This window comes from Aeromicrobium sp. SP1, from assembly GCF_055663785.1.
In genome coordinates this window covers 185,213-209,283 of the sequence record NZ_JBQVVK010000001.1, presented here as the reverse complement: position 1 = coordinate 209,283, position 24,071 = coordinate 185,213, and the positions used below count along the sequence as shown (strand labels likewise).

28 protein-coding genes are annotated in these 24,071 nt (G+C 69.2%); 10 read left to right on the top strand and 18 right to left on the bottom strand.

What is annotated here, in order from left to right:
- The first annotated feature begins 192 nt into the window (after window positions 1-192).
- Complete coding sequence (locus ACT26F_RS00985; RefSeq protein ID WP_471668604.1) at window positions 193-1,728, top strand: hypothetical protein; 1,536 nt, start codon at window positions 193-195, stop codon at window positions 1,726-1,728.
- On the opposite strand, the gene ACT26F_RS00980 is transcribed toward ACT26F_RS00985, so the two are convergent.
- Both ACT26F_RS00980 and ACT26F_RS00975 read right to left on the bottom strand, forming a co-directional pair.
- Entirely contained in the window at window positions 1,729-1,989 is a 261-nt protein-coding gene (locus tag ACT26F_RS00980) for a hypothetical protein (protein WP_471668603.1), read from the bottom strand. It lies immediately after the preceding gene.
- 136 nt (window positions 1,990-2,125) lie between these two features.
- Window positions 2,126-2,482: an ATPase, T2SS/T4P/T4SS family gene (locus tag ACT26F_RS00975; protein WP_471668602.1), complete on the bottom strand. Its 357-nt coding sequence runs from the start codon at window positions 2,480-2,482 to the stop codon at window positions 2,126-2,128.
- A gap of 400 nt (window positions 2,483-2,882) precedes the next feature.
- Between ACT26F_RS00975 and ACT26F_RS00970 the strand changes: the two genes are divergently transcribed.
- Together ACT26F_RS00970 and ACT26F_RS00965 are read left to right on the top strand one after the other, a co-directional pair.
- Window positions 2,883-3,488, top strand: a complete 606-nt coding sequence (locus tag ACT26F_RS00970) for a hypothetical protein (protein ID WP_471668601.1) — start codon at window positions 2,883-2,885, stop codon at window positions 3,486-3,488.
- A gap of 221 nt (window positions 3,489-3,709) precedes the next feature.
- Window positions 3,710-3,907, top strand: a complete 198-nt coding sequence (locus tag ACT26F_RS00965; RefSeq protein WP_471668600.1) for a hypothetical protein — start codon at window positions 3,710-3,712, stop codon at window positions 3,905-3,907.
- A gap of 9 nt (window positions 3,908-3,916) precedes the next feature.
- Here the strand turns inward: ACT26F_RS00965 and ACT26F_RS00960 are convergent, their stop codons facing one another.
- The 8 genes from ACT26F_RS00960 to ACT26F_RS00925 all read right to left on the bottom strand — a co-directional run bounded on the left by ACT26F_RS00960 (window position 3,917) and on the right by ACT26F_RS00925 (window position 8,958).
- Complete coding sequence (locus tag ACT26F_RS00960; protein ID WP_471668599.1) at window positions 3,917-4,321, bottom strand: pilus assembly protein TadG-related protein; 405 nt, start codon at window positions 4,319-4,321, stop codon at window positions 3,917-3,919.
- Window positions 4,318-4,737, bottom strand: coding sequence for a hypothetical protein (locus ACT26F_RS00955; RefSeq protein ID WP_471668598.1), 420 nt, complete (start codon window positions 4,735-4,737; stop codon window positions 4,318-4,320). Before ACT26F_RS00955 ends, ACT26F_RS00960 begins: the two co-directional genes overlap by 4 nt.
- Complete coding sequence (locus tag ACT26F_RS00950) at window positions 4,734-5,120, bottom strand: TadE/TadG family type IV pilus assembly protein (RefSeq protein WP_471668597.1); 387 nt, start codon at window positions 5,118-5,120, stop codon at window positions 4,734-4,736. Before ACT26F_RS00950 ends, ACT26F_RS00955 begins: the two co-directional genes overlap by 4 nt.
- On the bottom strand, window positions 5,117-5,305 hold the full coding sequence (locus ACT26F_RS00945; RefSeq protein WP_471668596.1) for a hypothetical protein: 189 nt from the start codon (window positions 5,303-5,305) through the stop codon (window positions 5,117-5,119). Before ACT26F_RS00945 ends, ACT26F_RS00950 begins: the two co-directional genes overlap by 4 nt.
- A gap of 13 nt (window positions 5,306-5,318) precedes the next feature.
- Window positions 5,319-6,230 (bottom strand): type II secretion system F family protein, encoded by a 912-nt coding sequence (locus ACT26F_RS00940; RefSeq protein WP_471668595.1) that lies wholly within the window; start codon window positions 6,228-6,230, stop codon window positions 5,319-5,321.
- The gene (locus ACT26F_RS00935; RefSeq protein ID WP_471668594.1) at window positions 6,227-7,081 is read right to left on the bottom strand and encodes a type II secretion system F family protein; all 855 of its coding nucleotides are present in this window, start codon (window positions 7,079-7,081) and stop codon (window positions 6,227-6,229) included. Before ACT26F_RS00935 ends, ACT26F_RS00940 begins: the two co-directional genes overlap by 4 nt.
- The gene (locus tag ACT26F_RS00930) at window positions 7,069-8,253 is read right to left on the bottom strand and encodes a CpaF family protein (protein ID WP_471668593.1); all 1,185 of its coding nucleotides are present in this window, start codon (window positions 8,251-8,253) and stop codon (window positions 7,069-7,071) included. The genes ACT26F_RS00935 and ACT26F_RS00930 overlap by 13 nt, the downstream gene beginning before the upstream one ends.
- Window positions 8,254-8,373: 120 nt before the next feature.
- The gene (locus ACT26F_RS00925) at window positions 8,374-8,958 is read right to left on the bottom strand and encodes a helix-turn-helix domain-containing protein (RefSeq protein WP_471668592.1); all 585 of its coding nucleotides are present in this window, start codon (window positions 8,956-8,958) and stop codon (window positions 8,374-8,376) included.
- A gap of 65 nt (window positions 8,959-9,023) precedes the next feature.
- Here ACT26F_RS00925 and ACT26F_RS00920 point away from each other — a divergent pair, with 65 nt between their 5' ends.
- On the top strand, window positions 9,024-9,704 hold the full coding sequence (locus ACT26F_RS00920) for a class I SAM-dependent methyltransferase (RefSeq protein ID WP_471668591.1): 681 nt from the start codon (window positions 9,024-9,026) through the stop codon (window positions 9,702-9,704).
- A gap of 43 nt (window positions 9,705-9,747) precedes the next feature.
- On the opposite strand, the gene ACT26F_RS00915 is transcribed toward ACT26F_RS00920, so the two are convergent.
- Window positions 9,748-10,476, bottom strand: coding sequence for a 3-keto-5-aminohexanoate cleavage protein (locus ACT26F_RS00915; RefSeq protein WP_471668590.1), 729 nt, complete (start codon window positions 10,474-10,476; stop codon window positions 9,748-9,750).
- A gap of 4 nt (window positions 10,477-10,480) precedes the next feature.
- Entirely contained in the window at window positions 10,481-10,888 is a 408-nt protein-coding gene (gene ndk / locus ACT26F_RS00910; protein ID WP_471668589.1) for a nucleoside-diphosphate kinase, read from the bottom strand.
- A gap of 37 nt (window positions 10,889-10,925) precedes the next feature.
- On the opposite strand from ndk, the gene ACT26F_RS00905 reads away from it, so the two are divergent.
- The 5 genes from ACT26F_RS00905 (at window position 10,926) to ACT26F_RS00885 (ending at window position 16,979) form a co-directional block, all read left to right on the top strand.
- On the top strand, window positions 10,926-12,608 hold the full coding sequence (locus tag ACT26F_RS00905) for a glycoside hydrolase family 13 protein (protein WP_471668588.1): 1,683 nt from the start codon (window positions 10,926-10,928) through the stop codon (window positions 12,606-12,608).
- 116 nt (window positions 12,609-12,724) lie between these two features.
- A complete protein-coding gene (locus ACT26F_RS00900; RefSeq protein WP_471668587.1) occupies window positions 12,725-14,017 on the top strand; it encodes an ABC transporter substrate-binding protein in 1,293 nt (430 codons plus the stop codon).
- A complete protein-coding gene (locus ACT26F_RS00895; protein WP_471668586.1) occupies window positions 14,014-14,949 on the top strand; it encodes a carbohydrate ABC transporter permease in 936 nt (311 codons plus the stop codon). The genes ACT26F_RS00900 and ACT26F_RS00895 overlap by 4 nt, the downstream gene beginning before the upstream one ends.
- 1 nt (window position 14,950) lies before the next feature.
- A complete protein-coding gene (locus ACT26F_RS00890; RefSeq protein ID WP_471668585.1) occupies window positions 14,951-15,790 on the top strand; it encodes a carbohydrate ABC transporter permease in 840 nt (279 codons plus the stop codon).
- 25 nt (window positions 15,791-15,815) lie between these two features.
- Window positions 15,816-16,979 (top strand): ABC transporter ATP-binding protein, encoded by a 1,164-nt coding sequence (locus ACT26F_RS00885; RefSeq protein ID WP_471668584.1) that lies wholly within the window; start codon window positions 15,816-15,818, stop codon window positions 16,977-16,979.
- Window positions 16,980-17,100: 121 nt separating this feature from the next.
- Here ACT26F_RS00885 and ACT26F_RS00880 read toward each other — a convergent pair whose 3' ends face one another.
- Genes ACT26F_RS00880 through ACT26F_RS00860 form a run of 5 tightly spaced genes read right to left on the bottom strand, consistent with a single transcriptional unit; the run spans window position 17,101 to window position 20,803 of the window.
- Window positions 17,101-17,976: a ParB N-terminal domain-containing protein gene (locus ACT26F_RS00880; RefSeq protein WP_471668583.1), complete on the bottom strand. Its 876-nt coding sequence runs from the start codon at window positions 17,974-17,976 to the stop codon at window positions 17,101-17,103.
- Window positions 17,969-18,640 (bottom strand): metallophosphoesterase family protein, encoded by a 672-nt coding sequence (locus ACT26F_RS00875; protein ID WP_471668582.1) that lies wholly within the window; start codon window positions 18,638-18,640, stop codon window positions 17,969-17,971. Before ACT26F_RS00875 ends, ACT26F_RS00880 begins: the two co-directional genes overlap by 8 nt.
- Before the next feature lie 33 nt (window positions 18,641-18,673).
- Entirely contained in the window at window positions 18,674-19,021 is a 348-nt protein-coding gene (locus tag ACT26F_RS00870) for a DUF4233 domain-containing protein (RefSeq protein ID WP_471668581.1), read from the bottom strand.
- Window positions 19,018-20,373 (bottom strand): bifunctional folylpolyglutamate synthase/dihydrofolate synthase, encoded by a 1,356-nt coding sequence (locus ACT26F_RS00865; RefSeq protein WP_471668580.1) that lies wholly within the window; start codon window positions 20,371-20,373, stop codon window positions 19,018-19,020. Before ACT26F_RS00865 ends, ACT26F_RS00870 begins: the two co-directional genes overlap by 4 nt.
- 13 nt (window positions 20,374-20,386) lie before the next feature.
- Window positions 20,387-20,803 carry a PPOX class F420-dependent oxidoreductase gene (locus tag ACT26F_RS00860; RefSeq protein WP_471668579.1) on the bottom strand — a complete coding sequence of 139 codons (417 nt, stop codon included), beginning with the start codon at window positions 20,801-20,803 and terminating at the stop codon, window positions 20,387-20,389.
- A gap of 81 nt (window positions 20,804-20,884) precedes the next feature.
- On the opposite strand from ACT26F_RS00860, the gene ACT26F_RS00855 reads away from it, so the two are divergent.
- A complete protein-coding gene (locus tag ACT26F_RS00855) occupies window positions 20,885-23,002 on the top strand; it encodes an MMPL family transporter (RefSeq protein WP_471668578.1) in 2,118 nt (705 codons plus the stop codon).
- Window positions 23,003-23,040: 38 nt separating this feature from the next.
- Here the strand turns inward: ACT26F_RS00855 and ACT26F_RS00850 are convergent, their stop codons facing one another.
- Complete coding sequence (locus ACT26F_RS00850) at window positions 23,041-24,033, bottom strand: GNAT family N-acetyltransferase (RefSeq protein WP_471668577.1); 993 nt, start codon at window positions 24,031-24,033, stop codon at window positions 23,041-23,043.
- Between the last annotated feature and the right edge of the window lie 38 nt (window positions 24,034-24,071).

The window sequence follows — 24,071 nt, the reverse complement described above, 5'->3', positions numbered from 1 at the left end:
ATCACAATGGGTTCCAAGGAGGCTGCATCCGACCAAGAGCCCTCACCGGCGTCTCAGCGGCTGCGTAGAGTCTTCGCTCAGTTTGGATCACCGAACTTCAGGGCCAGTTCCGAGAATGCGTCCGCTGCCGCCGTCCGAACGTCGTCGGCCGTCGCCAACTAAGTCGTCGGAGGTGCGGGCTAGCATGCCGACATGGCAAGTTCCAAAGGCCTGGGGGCGGATCCAGCCTACCGGCGGTTGATCGATCTGGCTCAAGTGACTGGGGATGTCGACCTCGTCAAGGGAATGGAGCACCTCAGTCACAACTCGCGTCTGGACAAGGACTTCGTCATCTACGATGGCACGAGCGCGGTGGGGCGTTCCGCCTTTCACGCATTGGGGTTGCCGCGCGAGGGCATCACCGTCCGCCAGGCGATGGTGCGGGCCCATGCCTATGCGGCTTCGCGTGACGGGCGTGGCTATCGGGAGTTCGCCGAGGCGCTTAGTGGGTATCTCGGCATTCCTGAAGGTTCGACTCCGACGGACGTTGGAGCTGCGGCGCCCGCCGCGATGATCGGACCCGATGAGGGCTCGCCGTACGCGGCTCGGGCTGGTGTGGACGCCAACCAACAGCACCTTGACTACATCGAACAACGCTTGCCCTTTGCCGCCGCGTCGCGCATTGGCGCTGCCACGGTCAAGGATGGCGCGCTCATCGTGCCCCCTCACGTCGCCGTCGTCCGACACGCGGCTTGGATCCCGTGGACCCCAGGCGCCACTTGGGGCAGCAGGACCCGATGGGCGAACAAGATCCCGTTGGGCCTTGACAGCGCGGGCCACATCCGCCGCGACCTCGCGCGGGCGTTGGCGGCCCACGACGCGCACGAGTTGGCGGCGCTTGCGGCTCATCCCGGTTGGGAATGGGTTGCCAGCGCGATGCCACCCGCGTCTGGGGACCCGGCGACCGACGATGTTCCTGTGGACGTCGGCTCTGCGGACGCGCATGGTTTAACGCTCGGTGACGTCGGCGGCGCTCCGTATCGACGTGAGGAACGCCAGTCCGCTCCACAAGATGAGGCGACGGTGTTCTCGCACAACCCGGACCTAATCGATCGGGGGACGGTTGCGCACATGGACATCCAAGATCTCCTCAGCGACTTCGTTCAAAGTCGCGGGCTCGCGCCGCTCCAGCCGCTCGGCGGCGATCCGCAGTTCGACCTGGCTTGGCGCGAAGGTTCTTCGGTAGTTGTTTGCGAGGTCAAGAGTTTGACTGCGGAGAACGAGGTATCCCAACTTCGACTAGGTCTGGGACAAGTCCTCAGCTACATATACAAACTCAACTGGCGCGGTGCCCATGAAGTCCGGGGTGTTCTGGCAGTTGAGCGTGAACCGGTCGACGCCGATTGGGTGAATATTTGCGCTGATCATGGTGTGACCTTGACCTGGGCGCCGGATTTCCCGAGTCTGTTCCCCCTTGGGGTGCCGAAGGTGTCAGATGCCGAGATGACGGAGGAGATGCCCACCTCCGACAAGCCCCGAAAGCTGCATCACCGGATCTATCCATACATGGATCATTTCGTGCAGCACGCGAACGACCGCGGACCAGAAGGAGCACCGTGGATTGTGCGGGATCGGTCGACCGCTCTGAGAAACGAACGGCAGGGGCGGGGGCGTGCTCTTTTCCGGCTATGGGCCCCTGGCGCATGGGAAGAACTCAGCGTGCGTTCGCCGCAAGACAGAGACAGCTAATCAACTTCTCACGGACACAGAACTCAACTCGGCGCCTATTCCCGCTCGCCTAGTTTCTCCGCACGCAGAATGGCCGACATGACCGTTCCGCTGACGTCCTCGACGCCGTGCTCGGGCTCGGACTCCCAGGACGTGCAGGACGTGCAGGACGTGCAGGACGTGCAGGACGTGCAGGACGTGCAGGACGTGCAGGACGTGCAGGACGTGCAGGACGTGCAGGACGTGCAGGACGTGCAGGACGTGCAGGACGAGCTTGTCCATGAGTTGGCGGCCCGTCGCCGCGGCGAGGCTGTGCGCGAACCTGCGTGGATCGACGAGATCGGCAGTCCCCTGCCCAGCGGTCGTGCTAAGCGGCGCAAAGAGAGCACTCATCAACCCAGGCCCGCCTGCATAGTCCCTATGCGAACTTCGGGTGGTTGGTGCGCAACTCGAAGACCTCCTCGACCGAGATGAGGCGCTGGCTGCCGGAGATCGACCCGGCGAGGCAATTGAGGAGCGTCGTCATCCCGGCCTGCGTTCCCCCGGACGCGACGATGTTGAGGCCTGCCCGGAGGCACGACCTGAGGAAGTCGGCCGCGGGCTGGTCGAGGGAGCCGAGCGCGACAAGGTCGTCGACCGTGGTGGCCCGTGCGACGAACTTCCTGATGTTCACCGCCGCGAACCCACGACTGATGCCGTCGAGCACGACGTGCAGCCGTCTAGACCTCCAGGCGGCAGCATCGGCCCACTGCTGCGCCGTTTCAGGCACGAACACCCGGTGAGGTCACTACTATCGATTCGGATTCGGACGTGTCTGCTGTGGCAGTGATGGCGATTTCGGCGCTCGCCTGGAGAGAGGAGTACCTGTTATGGGTGGCTCAATCGGAACGAAGGCGTGTCGTTCTACGTGGGTGACGGTGGCCGTGGCTGCCATCGTTGCCCTGATGGTTGGGCTGCTGAGTCTGGCTTCGGCCGACGACGCCTTCGCACATGGCGGCGTTGCCGCTACGTCGTCCAGCACTGCTACCACGACGTCGACGAGTCCCACCGACTCGACGTCGCCTACCGTTGCGCCGACGGAGACCCCCACGGGTACCCCGACGCCGACGGAGACCGCAACTCCGACTGCGCCTCCGGACTCGAAGTACCCGGAGGCGCAGGGATGGGCGCACCAGATGAACGGTGTGAAGTATCACATCTCTTCAGATGGCTACGTCTACTTCTGGACGGTTAAGAAGGACAACTACGGCTTGCTCAGCTGGGAGGACTACAAGGGCGCACTGCCGGGTGACGGCACCAGCTTCTGGTTCGGTGATGACCCGGTGCGCGTCAAGTTCGCCAAGTGCGGCGTGACCTCTCGGATGGAGGTCTACGGCTATTACGACTCTCAGATGCAGACGCTGCCGGCGCTGCCGTGCAAGCCGACCAAGCGGGTCGACATCACTCGGGTGAAGAAGCTCGGTGCGCTGCGGGTGCAGGTGTCCGGTCGGACTGGCATGGCCAGTCAGGTGCGGTCCAGCTACTTGGTGGTGCGTGACATCACCAAGTCGACGGCACGTCGTTGTGCCTGGGTGAAGCCGAACGGCAGGCTGAAGTTCACGCGTCGCGTGAGTGGAGCTTGTCGCCTGGTGGATGCTCCCATCGGGCGCCGTCTTCCTGCGGCTTCCTCGTGGAGTCGTGTCATGAAGGCACCGAAGCGCCACACCCTTGCGGTGACGGCAGTCGTTCGCTACCAGGACGGCACGGTGAAGACCGACCTCGTCCGCGTGCGGCGCCGCTAGTCCTCGTGTCAAGGCGTCCCTCTCATGCTTCCCGTTTGCCGGATGGCAGTGCAGCTGATGCCCACCCGGCAGCATCGCGTCGACGAACGACTGGCTGATGTCGAGTCGACGCCCGCTGGTCGACAGCATCGCTGAACCAGTTCGCGCACCTGCGTCGCCGTGAGCATGACCGACGTGAGCTCGTGACGGCCGGCGCGCGCGACGAACACCCACTCCGGCTCGTGGATCCAGACCTCCCGACCTCAGGACTCTCGAAGGCCCCAGCGACACCGATCGGTTGCGCTGACTTCGACGGCGGTGTCCTGCTGGTCGAGGAGACCACGGCGGGCAGATCGGTCATCACGACCTACGAACTGACCAAGGAGAACGGCCAGTGGAAGATCGACGACCGCGACTCCGACACCGACACCTCCGACTGAGGATGGCCCTCATTGGCCCATCCGCAGTTGACCGATCGCGTCGGCGCGGATCGTCGCGGTGTCCGGGAATCCCGGCGGCACGAGCGGCAGGGTGACCCGCCGCGTCAGGTGCACCTCGACCCGGTCGCCCGAGGTCCGCAGCGTCATCGCGACGTCCCGCGGCACGATCGACGCGACGAGGTCGCGCGCGTCCGCGGCGTCGAGGACGGCCTCGTCCGTCAGGCCGCCCGCATAGACCTCGTCGCGGTCAAGCCCGTCCGCGGCGTGCAGGGCCACCCGGTCGGCGAGGTTCATCAGCTCACGTCGCTCCAGGAACGCCGCCGACGCGTCGACCACCGCGACGACGAGCATCCCCAGCACCGCCAGGAAGCCGACCGTCAGCACCGTGACGTTGCCGCGCTCGGGCCGGGTCACGACGCCGCCCGGTAGCGGCCGAACGGCTCGGTGTGCGTCGAGTCGACGGCGAAGGAGGCGATCGGGTCGCCCAGGACGTCGGGCGCGAGCGGCAGCCGCTGGGCCGCCCGCACCACCACGACCACCGTCGAGCCCGGCTCGAAGCACGCCGGCTCACACCGCGTCACGACCCTCGCGCCGGTGACCTCGTGGTCGGCCAGCACGAGCCGGGCCGCCGCCCGCGCCCGCGCCGACGCCGACTCGGCATCGGGTGACTGGATGAAGGCACGAGCCGCGGCCTCGCTCGCGGCCGAGACACCGTACGCCGTGCGCTGGGTCTGGAAGACCGCGAGGACGACGTAGACCAGCGGCACGAGCAGAAGCAGTGTCAGCCACGTGAACTCCACGGTGGCGCTGCCGCGGTCGGATCGACTCACGGCGCCTCCTGGCGGACGGCGTGACCGACGACCTCGATCGGTACCGACGGTCCCCACAGGCCGAGCGGCGGCACCTCGGCACGGATCGAGACCTCGACGACGGGAACGCCGTCGATGGTCGACTCGCGCGCCGCCACGCCGTCGGCGAACCGGTCTGCGAGCGTCGTGCGGACGACGTCGCGAGCGCGAGCCCGTGCGACCTCGGGACCCGCGCCGAGGGCCGCGGCCGCGCGCGCACCGTCGGAGGCCGCCGCCGTCACGGTGTTGCGCACGTGGAGGACGAGCGCGACCTGGGCGATCCCTAGGACGAGCGGCACGAGCACGACCAGGACGAGCACGAACTCGGGAACCGCCGCGCCACATTCATCTCGGGGTCGGCTCATCCGCCCACGGACATCAACGCCTGATTGAGCATCGACGTCAGCCGAGGTCCGGCGATCGCCGTCAGCGCGGCGACGACGCCAGCCGTCATGAGCGTGATCATGACCCAGCCGGGGACGTCGCCGCGCTCTCGCCGCCGCAGGTCCCGGACCCACTGGCCTCTCGTCCTGATCCTCGTGACCTTCATGGTTCTCCTCTCGTCATCCACCCGATGACAGGTGCAGTCCGGCCAGACCCGGATAGAACGCGAACGCGATCGTGACGGGCAGGATCAGGAAGACCACCGGCACCATCATCGCGATCTCGCGCCGACCACCGGTCTCGATCAGTTCGCGACGGGCGGCGTCGCGCACATCGGCGGCCTGGGCGTGCAGCACGTCGATGAGCGGGGTCCCGCGGTCGACGGCGACCGCCATCGACTCGGCGAAGCGCGCGACGCTCGTGACACCCGTGCGCGTCGCCAGGTCGTCGAGGGCGGCCACCACGGTGCCGCCCGCCCGGACGTCCGCCAGCACGCGACCGAGTTCCTGCGAGAGCGCCCCGCGGCCGACGCGGACGATCCGCTCGATCGAGGCGGTGGGGCTCTCGCCGGCAGCGACCGAGAGCGCGAGCAGTTCGGCGATCGTCGGGAACTCCAACCTCAGCTCGGCCTCGTGCGCGCGGACGCGCGCCGACAGCCGCTGGTCGCAGGCCAGGCAGCCGCCCACGAGCCCGACCGCGCAGAAGAGGAGCAGCGCGACGACGGACGTCCGGTGGGTCGACCACGCCACGAGGGAGATCGCCATCGCGGCCGCGAGTCCGGCCGCGCCCCACGTCGCCTGCGCCATCCGGAAGTCCTCGACGTCGTCGGTCGATCCGAGCCGGCGCAGTCGCCGGGCAATCGCCGCGGAGCTGCCGAAAGACTCACCGATCACCCGGGTGGCCTGCCGCCACGAGGGGCCGAGCAACTGGGCGACTGCCGATCCCACGGGCGCCGGGGTGGCCGACGGGTGGACGTCGCGCACGTACGGCAGGACGCGATCGGCGAGGGCGGGCCGACGGGAACGACGTGCGGCCAGGACGACCAGCAGGATCCCGGCCGTCAGGCAGCCGGCGGCGACGGCGCCGATCACGCGAGGATCCGCCGCTCGGTCGGCAGTCGGCCCAGCCGCATCATGAGGCGGTACGCGACGACGCAGGTCACGGCGCCGCCGATGAGGAGCAGGACCCCGCTCGGCGTCGCGAAGCGATCGATCACGTCCCGCTGCAGGCTCATCATGAGCAGGACGAGCCACGGGGCGGCCACCGCGAGACGCGCCGCGCCCACCGTCCAGGACTGGCGCGACTCGAGCTCACCGCGGGTGCGCAGGTCGTCGCGCAGGAAACCCGAGAGCGATCTCAGCAGCCGCCCGAGGTCGCCGCCGCCGACCTCGCGCGCGATCCTCAGGGCCTCGACGACGCGGTCGCCGACGGGATCGGCGAGACGGGACTTGAGCAGGTCGAGGCTCTCGGTGAACCGGCCCGTCGAGCCGTAGTCACGCGCGAACTGCCGGAACGGCTCGCGCAGTTCCTCGGGGCCACGGTTGCCGAGTTGGATGAGCGCCTCCGGCAAGGACAAGCCGGCCCGCACGGCCGAGGCGAGGTGGTCGACGGCGTCCGGCCACGCCTCGGCGTGCTCGCGCTGGCGCCTCGCCGCCCGAGCGCGCAACACCGCCACGGGTGCCCATCCGGCCGCGAAGGCGGCGAGCAGTCCCACCGCGAGGACGCCCGTCGCACTCGCCGCCGCGACCCCGGCCACGAAGGCGAACAGCGAGGAGGTCGTCACGATCGCGCGCGGCGGTACGGACGAGAGCCCAGCACGATCGAGCAGGTCGCCAAGGCGACGACGCCGGTGCCGCACGGGCGCCGGCGGCTCCGGACGCGTCCAGCCATCGACCACGAGGAGCACGCCGAGTCCGAACAGCAGGCCGATCAGCGTGCCCACGACGACTCCTCGACCCGCCGGGGGTTGCCCGGGCCTCGTTCGAGCCGGCCCGACCGGCGGACGAAGACCGTCTCGGCCTCGACGATGCCGGCCTCCGTCCGCCCGGTCGTCGCGACGATCTCGCGCACGGTGCGGTGGCCCGAGACGTCGATCCCCGTGTGCACGACGATGTCGACCGCGGTGGCCACCGTCGGCACGACGAACCCCGCCGAGACGTTCTCGCCGGCGAGCAACGGCAGCGTGCACAGCTTCACGAGGGCCTGTTTGGCCGAGTTCGCGTGGATCGAGGCCATGCCGGGCAGTCCCGCGTTGAGCGCGAGGAGCAGGTCGAGTGCCTCCTCGGCACGGACCTCGCCGACCACGATGCGGTTGGGGCGCATGCGCAGCGCCTCCTTGACGAGCATGCGCAACGTGATCTCCCCCGTGCCCTCGAGCCCGGCCTGCCGGGTCTGCAGCGCGACCCAGTCGGGATGGTTGGTGCGCAGTTCGAAGACCTCCTCGACCGAGATGAGGCGCTGGCTGCCGGGGATCGACCCGGCGAGGCAGTTGAGGAGCGTCGTCTTCCCGGCCTGCGTTCCCCCGGACACGACGATGTTCAGGCCCGCCCTGACGCAGGACCTCAGGAAGTCGGCCGCGGGCTGGTCGAGGGAGCCGAGCGCGACGAGATCGTCGACCGTGGTGGCCCTCGCGACGAACTTCCTGATGTTCACCGCAGCGAAGCCACGACTGATGCCGTCGAGCACGACGTGCAGTCGGTGCCCACCCGGCAGCATCGCGTCGACGAACGGCTGGCTGATGTCGAGCCGACGACCGCTGGTCGACAGCATCCGCTCGACCAGTTCGCGCACCTGCGTCGCCGTGAGCATGACCGACGTGAGTTCGTGACGGCCGGAACGCGCGACGAACACCCGCTCCGGCTCGTTGATCCACACTTCCTCGACCTCGGGATCATCGAGGAACTGCTGGAGCGGCCCGAACCCGGACAGGTCGGCCACGAGTTGTCCGACGACGCGATCGGGCTCGTCGAGGGCTCGGACGACACCGGTCAGGCTGCGCTGCTCGTGCTCGGCGACGGCGTCGGCGGCGGCCCGGCGCACGGCATCGACATCGGTGCGCGGATCGATCCGTCGCTCACGGACCAGGGCGCGCACGCGGTCGGCCAGGATCTCCATGCTTCCCCCCGAAAGCCACGAACAGTCCGCCGATCATCCCGAACTCCCAGTTACACCGGCAAGCCCCGGCATCCACCTTGTGGACAAGGGCATCGACGGGTCACAGGCCCGCCCGGTCGCTCACTGTCCGGAGCGGACGTGCATGCGTTCGCCCTGGGGCCCGAACAGGCCGAGGATCTCGGCCGGGACGTCCCCGCGATTCGCGACGACGTGGGGCGTGCGGGTGTCGAACTCCACGACCTCGCCGGGCCCGAGGTCGATCGCGCGTTCGTCCAGGACGAGGTGCAGCCGACCGGAGAGGACGTAGATCCACTCGTAGCCCTCGTGGGTCCGCGGTTGGTACGGCTCGGGCGGGTCGTGCGGGGGAAGGATGATCTTGAAGGCCTGCACCCCACCCGGCCGACGCGTCAACGGGATGAACGTCCGGCCGTGACGGACGACGGGCTTCGCGCGCACTCGGGGGTCGCCCGTCTCGGGCGCGTCGACGAGCTCGTCGAGCGGCACCTGGTGGACGCGCGACAGCGGCAGCAGGAGCTCGAGGGTCGGCCGTCGCTGCCCGGACTCCAGGCGCGAGAGGGTGCTCACCGAGATCCCCGTGTCCGCGGAGAGGTCCGCGAGGGTCGCGCCGCGAGCCGAGCGCAGGGCCCGCAACCGCGGCCCGACGCCGTCGAGGACGCGACTCGTGTCATCGAGATGGTCGGCCATGTGTCCATCTTGCCGTACCGGCAAAGAAGTTTGCTCTCAGCGGGCGCAGGCTCCACGCTGGAGACATGACCGAGACCCACGATCACGCCGACCACCAGCAGGACGCCCCGGACTACTTCGAACAGCCCGGCTGGGACGCCCGGTACTCCCAGTCCGAGAAGGTCTGGAGCGGCAATCCGAACCCGCAGCTCGTCGCCGAGGTGACTGCGCTGACGCCCGGCACCGCGCTGGACCTGGGCTGCGGAGAGGGCGGCGACGTCATCTGGCTCGCGCAGCAGGGGTGGACCGTCACCGGCGCCGACTTCTCGACCGAGGGACTGGCCCGTGCCGCCGAGCACGCGCAGCAGGCCGGCGTGGCCGACCGCACCGACTGGTGGCAGATCGACGCCCGCACGTTCGACGCGGACGGTCGCCGGTTCGATCTCGTCACGACCCACTTCCTGCACCCCGGCGGCCCGATGATCGACGTCGTGCGTCGACTCACCGCAGCCGTCGCGCCGGGTGGGCACCTGCTCGTCGTCGGGCACGCCCCGTCGGAGGTGTTCGCCCAGCTCAGCGCCCACCAGCACCGCGCGATGTGGCACGCCGAGGACCTGGTCCCGGTCCTGCCCGAGGACTTCGAGGTGCTCGTGGTCGAGGAGCGTCCGCGGATCGTCGAACGCGACGGCAAGACCGTGGAGATCGGCGACGCGACGCTGCTGGCTCGACGCGCGCCGGACCCGCTGGGAGTGACGTTCGAGGGGTGAATCGGGCGAAAACACCCCTCGAACGTCACGCCCAGCGGGTCCGTCATGTCAGGCGGAGGGCGGCGGTGACGAGGGCGGCGTTGTCGGGGGCGACGGAGTCGTCGGGCATCAGCAGGGTGTCCTCGAGGCCCATGCGGGTGTCCAGGCCGAGCCGGACGGCGTGACGCACGGCCGACCAGGCGGACGTCCCCTCGCCGTGCAGCAGGATCGGGACGTCGGGCGCGACCGCCCGCACTCCCCCGACCATCGCCTGCGCGAGGGCCACCAACTGGCGGCCGCCGATGCCGCCCTGCAGCTCCAGCAGCACGCGCGTCACGTCGTCACGCACGGGCGACGCCACCCAGGCGCTGACGTCGTCGATCGACCACAGGCCCGCCTCGACCTCGATGCCGCGTTCGAGCAGGGTGGCCGCGAGCCGCAGTGAGCCGTCCTCGTGCCAGTTCACCGAGGCGAGGTCCGGCAGCACGCTCCACGCGCGCACGGCGGCGAGGCGTTCCGCGGGATCGGGCATCGCCCAGGCACCCGTCGTGACGCTCACCTGGACGGCGGGCGCCGCGACGCGGATCGAGGTCAGCACGGCGTCGACGGAGTCGGGGTCGAGGGTGTCGAGTCCGACGGCGTCCTTGGCGTGGACGTGGACGCCACCGGCACCGGCGGCCACCACCGCCAGCACGTCGTCGGCGATCGCGGCGGGCGTCACCGGAAGGGCCGGATGGGCGGCCGGGGGGCGTGCGCCGTTGAGGCAGGCCTGGATCAGAGTCGGCCCGCCCATGAGGTCACGAGCCTTCGAACCAGAGCGCGATCTCGCGAGCCGCCGATTCCTCCGAATCCGAGGCGTGGACGAGGTTCTCGCGGTTGGACAGCGAGAAGTCGCCGCGGATCGTGCCCGGATCGGCCTTGCGGCCGTCGGTGGCGCCGTTGATCGACCGGACGACCGCGATCGCCTCGTCGCCCTCGAGCACGAGTGCGACGAGCGGTCCGGACGTCGCGAACTCGCGCAACGGCGGGTACCAGGGCTGCTCGACGTGGTCGCGGTAGTGGGCATCGGCCATCGCGCCGTCGATCGTGCGCAGCTGCATCGCCGCGATCGTCAGACCCTTCGACTCGAACCGCGAGAGCACCGCCCCGACGAGGCCCCGACGGACGGCATCGGGTTTGATGAGGACAAGCGTGCGCTGCGTCATGATGACAACCTATCTGCCGCGCGGATCGGAGACACCGATGGTCGACAGCCCCACGACGACAACCCATGCGACACCGTGGTGGCGCGACGCCGTCATTTACCAGGTGTATCCCCGCTCGTGGGCCGACGCAGACGGCGACGGCATCGGCGACCTGCCCGGCATCACGTCGCACCTGGACCACCTCGTCTCGCTTGGCGTCGACGCGATCTGGCTGTCGCCGTTCTACACGAGCCCGCAGAACGACGCGGGCTACGACGTCGCCGACTACCGCGACGTCGATCCCCTGTTCGGCACCCTCGCCGACTTCGACACCCTCGCGACCCGCGCCCACGACGTGGGCCTGCGGGTCATCGTCGACCTCGTCCCGAACCACTCGTCGAGCGACCACGTCTGGTTCCAGGCGGCCCTCGCGAGCGAGCCCGGCAGCCCCGAGCGCGGCCGCTACATCTTCCGTGACGGGCGCGGCGAGAACGGCGAACTGCCGCCGAACAACTGGCTGAGCGAGTTCGGCGGGCCGGCGTGGACCCGCACGACGAACCCCGACGGCACCCCCGGCCAGTGGTACCTGCACCTGTTCGACCCGACCCAGCCCGACTTCGAGTGGACCAACCCCGAGGTCGCCGAGGAGTTCCGCTCGATCCTGCGCTTCTGGCTCGACCGCGGCGTCGACGGCTTCCGCATCGACGTCGCGCACGCCCTGCACAAGGAGGAGGGCCTGCCCGACGCGCCGCTCGACTACGACATCGCCAACGACCCGACGGCCGGGCGCCCCATGTGGGACAAGCCGGCGGTCCACGAGGTCTACCGCGACTGGCGCCGTCTGGTCGAGGAGTACCGGATCATCGGCGAGGACGCCGACCGGATCCTGGTCGCCGAGGCGTGGGTGATCCCCGACGACGCGCTCGCCCGCTACGTCCGGCCCGACGAGCTGCACCAGTCCTTCAACTTCGCGTACCTCATGACGCCGTGGACGGCCGACGCGCAGCGCGACTCGATCACGCGTGCGCTCGCCGCGACTGAGGCCGTCGGCGCCCCGCAGACGTGGGTGCTGTCGAACCACGACGTGCCGCGGCACGCCACCCGGCTCGCGTACGACCTCGACCGGGCCACCCGCGTGACGGGCATCGGCCCGGACGACCCGCAGCCGAACGCCGAGCTGGGCCTGCGTCGCGCCCGCTCCGCGACGTCGGTGATGCTCGCCCTGCCCGGGTCGGCATACCTCTACCAGGGTGAGGAGCTCGGCCTGCCCGAGGCCACGACCCTGCCCGCCGACGTGCGCCAGGACCCGTCCTTCCTGCGCACCGCAGGCGCCGACATCGGTCGCGACGGCTGCCGCGTTCCCGTGCCGTGGCACGCCGACAAGCCGGGTTTCGGATTCAGCCCGACGGGGGCCACATGGCTGCCCCAGCCGGAGGTCTACGGAGACCTCGCCCCCAACCGCCAGGACGGCGTCGCGGGAAGCACGCTCGAGCTCTACCGGCGACTGCTCGCAGTGCGCCGCAAGTACCGCCTAGGCCAGGGCTCGCTGCAGTGGCACGACCTCGGCGAGGACGTGCTCGCCTTCACGGTCACGGCGAACGGCGGACGGCGGATCCAGGTCGTCACGAACTTCGGCGCCACGCCGATCGACGTCCCCCACGGCGAGATCCTGGTGGTGAGCGGACCCCTCGACGGGCACCGGCTTCCGGCCGACACCGCAGCCTGGATCGCCCCCGGCTGACCACTCTGCCTCCACTGAGGTTGCACGTACCGCTCCGTCGCCATAGCGTCGTGTGAGCGACGTCACATCGAACACGCGGTGACGCCGATCTCTCGGGGGAAGGTCGGGTGGTGCAGGTGAAGTGGCGCAGGATTCTGGGACTGACGGCTGCGGTCACGCTCGTCGGCTCGGTCACGGCCGCATGCGGCGGCGGTGACGACGGGGGCGTCCCCGTCATCAATCTCTTCGGCGGTGCGGCGGCAGCCGGATTCGACAAGATCATCGCCGACTGCAACAAGCAGTCGAACGGCGAGTACAAGATCGTCGGCAACCTGCTGCCCAGCGACGCGGACGGCCAGCGCGAGCAGCTCGTCCGCCGCCTGGCCGCCAAGGACGACGGCATGGACCTGATCGGCATGGACGTCGTCTGGACCGCGGAGTTCGCGGAGGCCGGCTGGATCATGCCGCTCACCGACTCCCAGGCCACCGAGGCGACGAAGGACACCTTGGAGGTGCCCGTCAAGACGGCCACCTGGAAGGACACCCTCTACGGCATCCCGAAGCACACCAACGCCCAGATCCTCTGGTACCGCAAGTCGCTGCTGGAGAAGATCGGCGCGAAGGAGGCGCCGAAGACCTGGGAAGAAATGATGGAGATGGCCCAGCAGCTCAAGGACGACGGTGATCCCTACGAGATCGGCTTCACCGGCGCCCGCTACGAGGGCCTCGTCGTCGGCTTCAACACGATCCTGTCCTCGTACGGCGGCACGATCGTGAACGACGACAGCACCAAGACCACGATCGACGACAAGACGATCGATGCGCTCAACCTGCTGCACAAGTTCGCGACCTCCGGACTGGCGAGCAAGTCGCTGTCGAACTCCCAGGAGCCCGAGGTCTTCGCCCAGTTGCAGTCGGGCGTCTCGGCGTTCGCCCTGAACTGGCCCTACGTCCTCCCGGCGATGCGGACGGCCGGTGAGACCGACCCGCAGAGCAAGGAGGTCGCCGACGACCTCGGCTACGCGCGCTTCCCGGCGACGGTCGAGGGTCAGCCCTCGAAGGTCACGGTCGGCGGCATGAACTACGCGATCAGTTCCTACAGCAAGCATCCGAAGGAGACCTTCGACGCGGGCATGTGCCTGCGGTCGCCGGAGCACCAATTGCAGACCGCGCTCGAGTCCGGTGACCCGCCGGTCAACACCACGGTGTTCGACGAGCCGGAGTTCAAGGAGGCGTACCCGCAGGGCGAGATCATGCGCGAGTCGCTCGAGTCGGCGAGCTCACGACCCATCTCGCCGGTCTACCAGAACATCTCGACGATCATCTCCTCCACGCTGTCGCCGCCGTCGGACATCAACCCGAAGAAGACCGCGAACGAGCTGGAGAGCTCCATCAATGACGCCATCGAGGGGAAGGGGATCCTGCCATGAGCACCACCGCGACTCCCGACACGGCCACCGATGACGAAGCGGTCCAGATCGCGAAGCAGCGCTTCAGCGAGGGCAAGAAGGCCGAGCGGCGCCTCGGGCTGATGCTGGTGGCCCCCGCGGTCATCATCATGCTGGTCGTCACGGCCTATCCGATCCTCTACGCCGTGTGGCTGTCGCTCTTCCGAGCCGACCTCCGCACGCCCGACCAGAACGAGTTCGTCGGCCTCGACAACTACGTCACCGTGCTGACGAGTCCGATCTGGTGGCAGGCGTTCTGGTTCACACTGCTGCTGACCGTCGTCAGCGTCATCTTCGAGCTCGTGCTCGGCATGGCCCTGGCGATCGTCATGCACCGCACGATCGTCGGACGCGGACTGGTCCGGACCTCGGCGCTCGTGCCGTACGCGATCGTCACGGTCGTCGCCGCCTTCAGCTGGCGCTTCGCCTGGACGCAGGGCATGGGCTGGCTCGCGGGCGACAACGCGCCGCTGACCGGGCACTGGTCCTCGTTCTGGATCATCGTGCTCGCCGAGGTGTGGAAGACGATCCCGTTCATGGCACTGCTGCTGATGGCCGGTCTCGCGCTCGTGCCCGAGGACCTGCTGAAGGCCGCGTCGATGGACGGCGCGAACCCGTGGCAGCGGTTCTGGAAGATCACCGTGCCCCTGATCAAACCCTCGATCCTGGTCGCGGTGCTGTTCCGCACGCTCGACGCGTTCCGCGTCTTCGACAACATCTACGTGCTCACGAACGGTGCCAACGACACGTCGAGCGTGTCGATCGTGGCCTACAACAACCTGATCAAGGGACTCAACCTCGGCATCGGCTCGGCGATGTCGATCCTGATCTTCATCACGATCGCGATCATCGCGGCCGTCTTCATCAAGTTGTTCGGTGCGGCGGCACCGGGCGCGGACGAAGGGAAGCGCTGACATGAGTACCGCCATCGCGACGCCGCAGCGCAAGGCGACCTGGTGGGCGATCAACGCCCTCGTCCTGCTCTACGCGTTCATCCCCGTCTTCTGGATCATCTCGCTGTCACTCAAGCCGGACGGCATCCTCAACGACGGCAAGTTCTGGCCCACGCAGACCACGTGGGAGCACTACACCGCCATCTTCAAGAACGACGACTTCACGCGGGCGCTGTTCAACTCGATCGGCATCTGCCTGATCTCGACGTTCCTGGCGATCATCGTCGGCACGATGGCCGCCTACGCGGTCGCGCGGTTGGACTTCCCGGGCAAGAGGATCGTCGTGGGAGCCTCGCTGCTCATCGCGATGTTCCCCCAGATCGCCCTGGTCACGCCGCTGTTCAAGATCCTGACCTCGGTCGGCCTGTTCGACACGTGGCTCGGCCTGATCATCCCCTACATCACGTTCGCGCTGCCGCTCGCGATCTACACGCTCAGCGCGTTCTTCCGCGAGATCCCGTGGGAGCTGGAGAAGGCCGCCAAGATGGACGGCGCGACCCCGTACCAGGCCTTCCGCAAGGTCATCGCCCCGCTCGCGATGCCGGGCGTCTTCACGACGGCGATCCTCGTGTTCATCTCGTGCTGGAACGACTTCCTGTTCGCCATCTCGCTGACCTCCAGCACCAACTCGCGCACCGTCCCGGCCGCCCTGAGCTACTTCACCGGCGCCACGACGTTCGAGAAGCCCACGCAGGCCATCGCGGCCGCCGCCGTGGTCATCACGATCCCGATCGTCATCTTCGTCCTGTTCTTCCAGCGCCGGATCGTGGCCGGCCTCACCAGCGGCGCCGTCAAGGGCTGACTCCGTACATCAGAAGGGATCCACCATGGCTGAGATCGTCCTGGACCACGTGGTCAAGCGGTACCCCGACGGCGCACTTGCCGTCGAGGACTTCAATCTCGAGATCGCCGACGGCGAGTTCATCATCCTCGTCGGCCCGTCGGGCTGCGGGAAGTCGACCACCCTCAACATGGTCGCCGGCCTGGAGGACATCACGACCGGTGACCTCAAGATCGACGGCACGATCGTCAACGACAAGGCGCCGAAGGACCGCGACATCGCGATGGTGTTCCAGTCCTACGCGCTGTACCCGCACATGACGGTGTACGACAACATGGCGTTCCCGCTCGTGCTGGCGGGCGTCGACAAGGGCACGATCAAGAAGAAGGTCGACGAGGCGGCGAAGATGCTCGAGCTCGAGCAGCACCTCGACCGCAAGCCCGCGAACCTCTCCGGCGGCCAGCGCCAGCGCGTCGCGATGGGCCGCGCGATCGTCCGCTCGCCCAAGGCGTTCCTGATGGACGAGCCACTGTCGAACCTCGACGCGAAGCTGCGCGTGCAGATGCGTACGCAGGTGGCGCGGATCCAGAAGAGCCTCGCCACGACGACGCTGTACGTCACGCACGACCAGACCGAGGCGATGACGCTCGGCGACCGGGTCGTCGTCATGCGTGCCGGCAAGATCCAGCAGGTCGGCTCGCCGACCGAGCTGTACGACCACCCGAACAACCTCTTCGTGGCCGGGTTCATCGGCAGTCCGTCGATGAACTTCCTGCCCGCGACGATCGAGGGCGACTCGCTCAAGACGTCGCTCGGCAACCTGCCGGTGCCCGACTCGGCGAGGTCGGCGATCCAGTCCGGCAGCGCGAGCCGTGAGGTCATTGTCGGCATCCGGCCGGAGCACTTCGAGGACGGCTCCCTCGTCGCGTCGGACGCCCCCGGGGCACGGGTGAACGTCGACGTCGACATCGTCGAGGAGATGGGCTCGGACGTGTACGCGTACTTCACCGTCGCGGACACGGCCAAGAGTGCCGAGCTCGACGACCTCGCGGCCGACGCGGGGGCGGACTTCGCCTCCGACGGCACGCAGGTCAACGCCCGGCTGAGCGCCGAGTCGCACGTCCGCGGCGGCCAAAACTCCGAGCTCTACGTCGACACCAGCAAGATCCAGGTGTTCGACGCGGAGACCGGGCAGAACATCGCGGTCTGAGGGGCGCCTCCGCACCCCAGATGTGTAGCGGTATCCACCAGGATCGAGCCGAACCGGCCCGGACCAGGTGGATACCGCTACACATGTCGCTCGCGGTGCGAGCCGGTGTCGGCAGCGCGAGTCAGTGCGGCGGCGTCGGGCGGCGGGGGCGGCGCCGGCGCGCCTTCGCGGCGCGGACCTGCTTCATGATCTCGCGGTCCCACTCGTGCTCGCGGATCAGCCGGTAGCGCTCGCCCGCGGCGCGCATGTAGGCGTCGGCGTCGAGCTCGTCGTCGCCCTTCACTCCCGCCTCGGCCATGAGCTCGAGCACCGGCAGGTACTCCTCGTCGAACCAGCGACGGGCCATCGTGGGCTTGTCCATGAACTCGCCCTCGGCCTGCATCGTGCGGGTGGCCCACGCCTCGACCATCTCGGCGAGCCAGCCGTACGCGTGCGGCGTGCTGACCCGGACCTCGGCGCGGACCGAGCGATCGAGCGGCACCCGCTGGATGAACACCTTGCGCCACAGCTTGAGCTCGCGTTTCTCGCGGGTGGCGATGTCGCCGGGCTCGATCAGGGTCTGCACCTCGGTGACCTCGGCCTCGATGAGGCTGAGCCGCAACGCGCGGGCGACCGAGACGCGGTGGTGTCCGTCGCGGACGAAGTAGTGGTCGCCCAGCTTGTAGACGTCGATGGGCGGGATCTCCTCGCCCTGCCGGCTGGCCCGGGCGAGCCGCTCCCACCGGGCCCGGCTCTTGTCCGACGTGGGCCGGAACCGCCGGTCGAAGTCGCGCACCTTGTCGACCGAGCCGACGATCGCGTCGAGCGGGATCAGCTGCAGCCCGAGCCGTCGCTCGCCGCGCCGGCCGAGCGCCTCGACGACCTCGTCGAACGAGAGCGCCCGGCTGGACTCGCCCTCGCCGCGCAGCCGGGCCGCGAGGGTGGACAGGGTGTGCAGTCGCCGCGCGCGAAGGAAGTCGCTCTCGGCGTCGATCCGGGGCGAACCGGAGTCAGCCATGACCGCCGACCGGGTCGAGCACCGGGGCGATCTCCATGAGCCGGTGGGGCACGACGTTGCGGATCGTGGTGTCGCCCACGATCCGGTCGGGCTGGCGCTGGCCGTACGGGTGGATGTGCCCGTGCAGGTGCCAGGTCGGTCGGAGCGTCTCGATGACCTCGTGGAGGACGTCGAAGCCGACGTGGCAGGCGTCGTCGCCGTCGCCGAGGCCGCGCGGCGGCGAGTGGGTCAGCAGCACGTCGACCCCTCCCCCGCGCTTCGCGACGACCTTCATGAGCCGGCGCGCACGCTTGGCGAACTCGTCCTGCGTGTACTGGTTGGGGCCCTCGTTGTGGCGAATGCTGCCGCCGAGTCCCGCGATGCGGATCCCCGCGACGTCGATGACCGACTCGTCGGCGTTCGTGCAGCCCAGCGGACGCGGATCGTCGGCCGGCATCCCGTTGCCGGTCAGCCAGCCGCGGAATCCGCTCAGTGGCGCCTCGACCTCGGGATCATGGTTGCCCGGCACGAAGACGACCGGCACGTCGAGCATCGAGGACAGGAACTCGAGGTAGTCCCACGGCAGGTCGCCGGCACCCAGGACGAGGTCGGGGCGCAGTCGACGGACGCCGGCGTCATGGATCGCCGGCGAGATCTCATCGGCCACCACGAGGACACGCGCCATGGTGCCACGCTACCGGGTGGGGGGTGATGTGGCTCACATCGTGGGATGTGACTCCGCGGCGGCCCAGCGGGCCTTGTCGGCCTCGATCCGCCGGCCGAGGAAGAAGGCGCCGAGCCACAGGGCCGTGAACATCAGGCCGATGAAGAACATGATCGGGACGAGGAAGCCGGTCAGCACCGTGCCGACCTGGATCGCGTGACCGACCCAGTACGCCCACGGACGGCGCAGCATTCCCGCCGTGAGCAGGCACAGGATCGCCAGGCCACCGCCGATCGCCGCCGCGAGTCCCGCCGGGACGTCCTCGACCGCGATCATGACCGGGATCGACAGGCCCAGGATGATCGCCTGCAGCGAGAGCATCGCGGCGCACATGTGCCTCATGAGGGCGACTCCCGGTCCCGTCCGACGTGGTGCAGCAGCGTGCGCGCCTCACCGACCGTGACGACCGAGCCGGTGACCACGATGCCGCCCGAGCCGATCGCGTCCTCGTACCCCTCAGACGCATCGGCGAGCAGGATCGCGTGCTCGAGTGCGTCGTCGAGGCGCGGCACGACCGTGACGCGGTCGGCGCCGAACACGTCGGCCGCGAGCTCACCGAGGTCGCCGGCCGGCAGCGAGCGCTCCGTGCTGTTCTGCGTGCAGATCAGGTGCGCGACGACGCCCTCGAGCTCGCGCAGGATCTCCTCGGCGTCCTTGTCGGCCATGATCCCGACGACGCCGATGAGCGGACTGAACGAGAACTCCTCGGTGATCGACTCGACCATCGCCCGCACCCCGTGCGGGTTGTGGGCGGCGTCGAGCACGATCGTGGGGCTGCGACGGACGACCTCGAGGCGACCGGGCGACGTCACGGCGCCGAAGGCGGCCCGCACGAGCTCGGGATCGAGCTCGGCGTTGCCCGTGAACACCTCGACGGCCGCGAGCGCGAGTGCGGCGTTGCGCGCCTGGAAGGGGCCGTGCAGCGGCAGCAGGATGTCCTCGTACCGGCCCTTGACGCCCTGGATCGCGAACTGCTGGCCACCGACCGCGGCGACCCGCGACTCGATGTGGAAGTCCCGGCCCTCCATCACGAACGGCGCGCCGACCTCGGTCGCACGGGTCACGAGCACCTCGAGCACCTCGTCGGACTGCTCGGCGAACACGGCCCGGCCGCCGGGCTTGATGATCCCGGCCTTCTCGATCGCGATCTCGGCGGGCGTGTCGCCCAGGTACTTGGTGTGGTCGACGTCGATCGTCGTCACGACCGAGACGTCGGCGTCGGCGACGCTCGTCGCATCCCACGCACCGCCCATCCCGACCTCGACGACCGCGACGTCGACCGGCGCATCGGCGAAGGCCGCGTAGCCCATCGCGACGAGCATCTCGAAGAAGCTCAGCCGGTGCTCGCCGCGCGCGTCGACGAGGTCGGCGTAGACCGCGACGTCGGAGTAGGCGTCGACGAACAGGTCGTCGGACAGCGGCTCCCCGTCGATGCAGATCCGCTCGTTCATGCGCTGCAGGTGCGGGCTCGTGAACCGTCCGGTGCGCAGGTCGAGCGCGCGCAGCAGCGCGTCGATCATCCGGCTCGTGGACGTCTTGCCGTTCGTGCCGGTCAGCTGGATCACGGGCTGGGCGTCCTGCGGATCGCCCATCAGCTCGCAGACGGCGCGGATCCGGTCGAGCGACGGCTCGAGCCTGGTCTCGGGCCAGCGCGCCAGCAGGGCGAGCTCGACCTCGGGGTACGTGGGCCTCATCGGATCCAGTATCTCAGTCGCCGATGACGGAGCCACCGCCGACGATGACGTACTTGTCCGGGCGGACCGAGACGATGACGCGCACCTCGGCGTCGGTGATCTCGTACTGCTCTGCGTACCGACGCTGCAGCCCTTGGTAGAACGACGCGACGTCGTCGTCGGGCGAGACGTCGACGACCGTGCCGCGCACCTCGATGAAGCGGTAGCCGTCGTCGGGGTCGGCGATCGACACCGAGACCCGCGGCTCGTGACGGATGTTCCGGTACTTCTGCCGCGTCGACGTGTGCGTGAACCGCAGCAGCTCACCGTCCCACGAGAACCACATCACGCTGCTCTGCGGTGCCCCGTCGGGTCGGACCGTGGCCAGGTGGGCGAACAGCGGACGCTCGAGCAGATCGGCGTGCGAGTCGGGCGGTGCAGGAGTCGTCATGGATCCACCGTAGGACCCCGGCACGAAATGGGGGGCATCCCGGATTCCCACAAGCCACGAGTAGGCCGCAGACTGGTACTCGTGAATCGACAGGTCGCCGGGTGGATCACCCATCGTTGGGTCAAGTGGGTCGTGCTCGTCGTGATGCTGCTGATCGTGGGGGCGCTCGGCTCCTTCGGCGGCAAGCTCGCGAGCGTGCAGGACAATGACATCGCGTCGTGGCTTCCGTCCGACGCGGAGTCGACGAAGGTCATCGAGAAGGCCGGGGCGTTCTACGACGAGGACGTCGCACCTGCGGTCGTCCTGCTGACCTCGGAGACCGCGCTCACGCCGGAGGACCTCGCGGCCGCGCAGAAGGCCGCCGACGATCTCGGCGCGATCGACGACATTCCGATCGGCGAGGTCGTCGGGCCGATCCCCAGCGAGGACGGTCTCGCGGCACAGCTGATCGTCCCGCTGACCCTCGACGAGGAGGGCTGGGAGGACCTGCCCGACTGGATCGACGAGATCACCGACACCACGAACGATGCCGTCGCCGGCACCGACCTGACCGTCCACATCGGCGGTCCCGCCGCCGTCGGCGCCGACCAGGCCGAGGCCTTCGCCGGGATCGACGGCGTCCTGCTGGTCGCGGCGGTCGGCGTCGTCATCGTCATGCTGCTGCTGACGTACCGCAGTCCGATCCTGTGGCTGATTCCGCTGTTCTGCGGCCTCATGAGCGTCTTCGCGGCCCAGGGGGTCGTCTACCTGCTGGCCAAGCACGCGGGGCTGACCGTGAACGGCCAGAGTGCCGGCATCCTCAGCGTGCTCGTGCTCGGCGCGGGCATCGACTACGCGCTCCTGCTGGTGGCCCGCTATCGCGAGGAGCTGCGTCGGTACGAGGACCGGCACGAGGCGATGGCCCACGCCCTGCACCGCGCGGCACCCGCGATCCTCGCGAGCGGCGCGACCGTCATCATTGGCCTGCTGTGCCTGCTGTTCGCGCAGATGAACTCCACCGCGGGCCTGGGCCCCGTCGGCGCGGCCGGCATCGCGATCGCGCTGCTGCTCATGCTCGTCCTGCTGCCCGTCCTGCTGGTGATCTTCGGCCGGTGGGTCTTCTGGCCGTTCATCCCCCACTTCGGTGATCCGGAGAAGGCCGAGAAGGGCGTGTGGGGCCGGGTGGGCCGCCGCATCGAGAAGGCTCCTCGGGCCGTGTGGGTCGTCACGACCCTCGTGCTCGTGGGGTTGTCGTTCGGCATCGTCAAGCTGGACGCCACGGGCCTCACGAACGCCGAGTCGTTCACGCAGGAGCAGCCGTCGATCATCGCCGACGAGAAGATCGCCGAGCACTTCCCCGCCGGAGCCGGCGATCCCGTGCAGATCATCTCGAACGCCGCGCAGGCCGACGAGGTGCAGGCCGTCGTGGCCGAGACCGAGGGCATCGAGCCGTCGACCGTCACCAAGCCGCAGGTCCAGGACGACCTGGCCTACATCGAGGCGACGCTCGAGGACCCGGCCGACTCGTCCGCCGCGATGGACACGATCGACCGGTTGCGCGACGCCGTGCACGACGTCGACGGTGCCGACGCGATCGTCGGCGGCAACACCGCGCTCAACCACGACGTCCAGCAGGCCTCGGCGGCCGACAACCGGCTGATCATCCCGATCATCCTCCTGGTCGTCCTGCTGGTCCTGATCCTGCTGCTGCGGTCGGTCGCGGCGCCGGTCATGCTGCTGTTCACGGTCGTGCTCTCGTTCGCGGCCACGATGGGCATCTGCGGTCTGGCGTTCACGTACCTGTTCGGCTGGGCCGGCGCGGACTCGTCGTTCCCGCTGTTCGCGTTCGTGTTCCTCGTCGCCCTCGGCATCGACTACAACATCTTCCTGATGACCCGGGTCCGCGAGGAGTCGATCAGGCACGGCACGCACCGCGGCGCCCTCATCGCGCTGGCGGCCACCGGTGGCGTCATCACGTCCGCGGGCCTCGTGCTGGCCGGCACGTTCGCGACGCTCGGCACGCTGCCGATCGTGTTCCTCGCCGAGCTCGGCTTCGCCGTCGCGGTCGGCGTCCTGCTGGACACGATCATCGTGCGGTCGGTCATGGTGACGGCGCTCAACCTCGACATCGGCGACCGGATCTGGTGGCCCAGCCGGCTCGCTCGGGGAGCCCGCGAGGAGAGCGTCCCGGCCGCGAGCCCGGAGGCCACCAGGGTGTAGGACGCCGGCCGGTCGAACCGGCCGGCGCCCTGCGGGGGTCACCGCAGGAGCCCGAACTCCTCGGCGAGCACCGCGTAGACGCCCGTGTCCGCCCAGTCGCCCTTGAACCACAGGTCGCGCACGAAGTGGGCCTCCTCGCGCATGCCGAGGCGACGGCACAGCGCGACCGAGGCCGCGTTGCGCGGGTCGAGCTCGGCGACCACGCGGTGCAGGCCCAGCTCGTCGAAGCAGATCCGCAGCAGGGCCCGCGCGGCCTCCGTGGCGAAGCCCTCGCCCTGGTGGTCGGGGTGCAGGCCCCAGCCGATCTCCGCGGTCAGGTTCTCGACACTGCGCAGGCTCACGTAGGAGTGACCGATGAACTCACCGGTGTCCCTGCGCTCGACGGGAATCTCGAGGTAGTCGCCGTCGCGCACGAGCTCGGTGTGCTCCGACCACTCGGCGACCCGCGCGGCCATCTCGGGGCGCGTGCGGGGCTCGAAGAGCATGTACTGCGCCACGTCCGCACGGGACTGGTAGGCGTGGAACGCGTCGACGTCGTCCACGGTGATGGGGCGCAGGCGCAGCCGCTCGGTCTCGATGGGCTCGGTGAACCGGTACGGCCGGAAACGCTGTCGGGTGGGCGGCAGGTCGAGCATCCGCCGGGCCAGCGGGGCGAGCCGGTCACCGAGGGCGAGCGCCTCGTCGCGGGTGAACCAGCGGGCCTCGGCGATCTCGGCGGCCGCGGTGACCTCGGTATCGAGATGCAGTCCGAAGACCTCGGCGACGAGGGCGTGCCCGGGCTCGTTCGCGGCGTCGGCCTCGAACCGGCCCCACGGGACGAGGTCGTGCGGTGACACGTCGACCAGCAGCTCCTCGGCCAGCTCGCGGACGAGCGCCTCGGCCGCGACCTCACCCGCCTCGGGCTTGCCGCCCGGCTGCATGAACACCTGCGATCCGGCCTTGCGCACCATGAGGATCCGCCCCCGGGCGTCCGTCGTGAACGCCGCGACGACGTGGATCGTCGGCCGGTCGACCGTCGGCTCGTCCGTCACACTGCCCCCTCTGTCGCCCGTCACGCTACCGGTCCCGT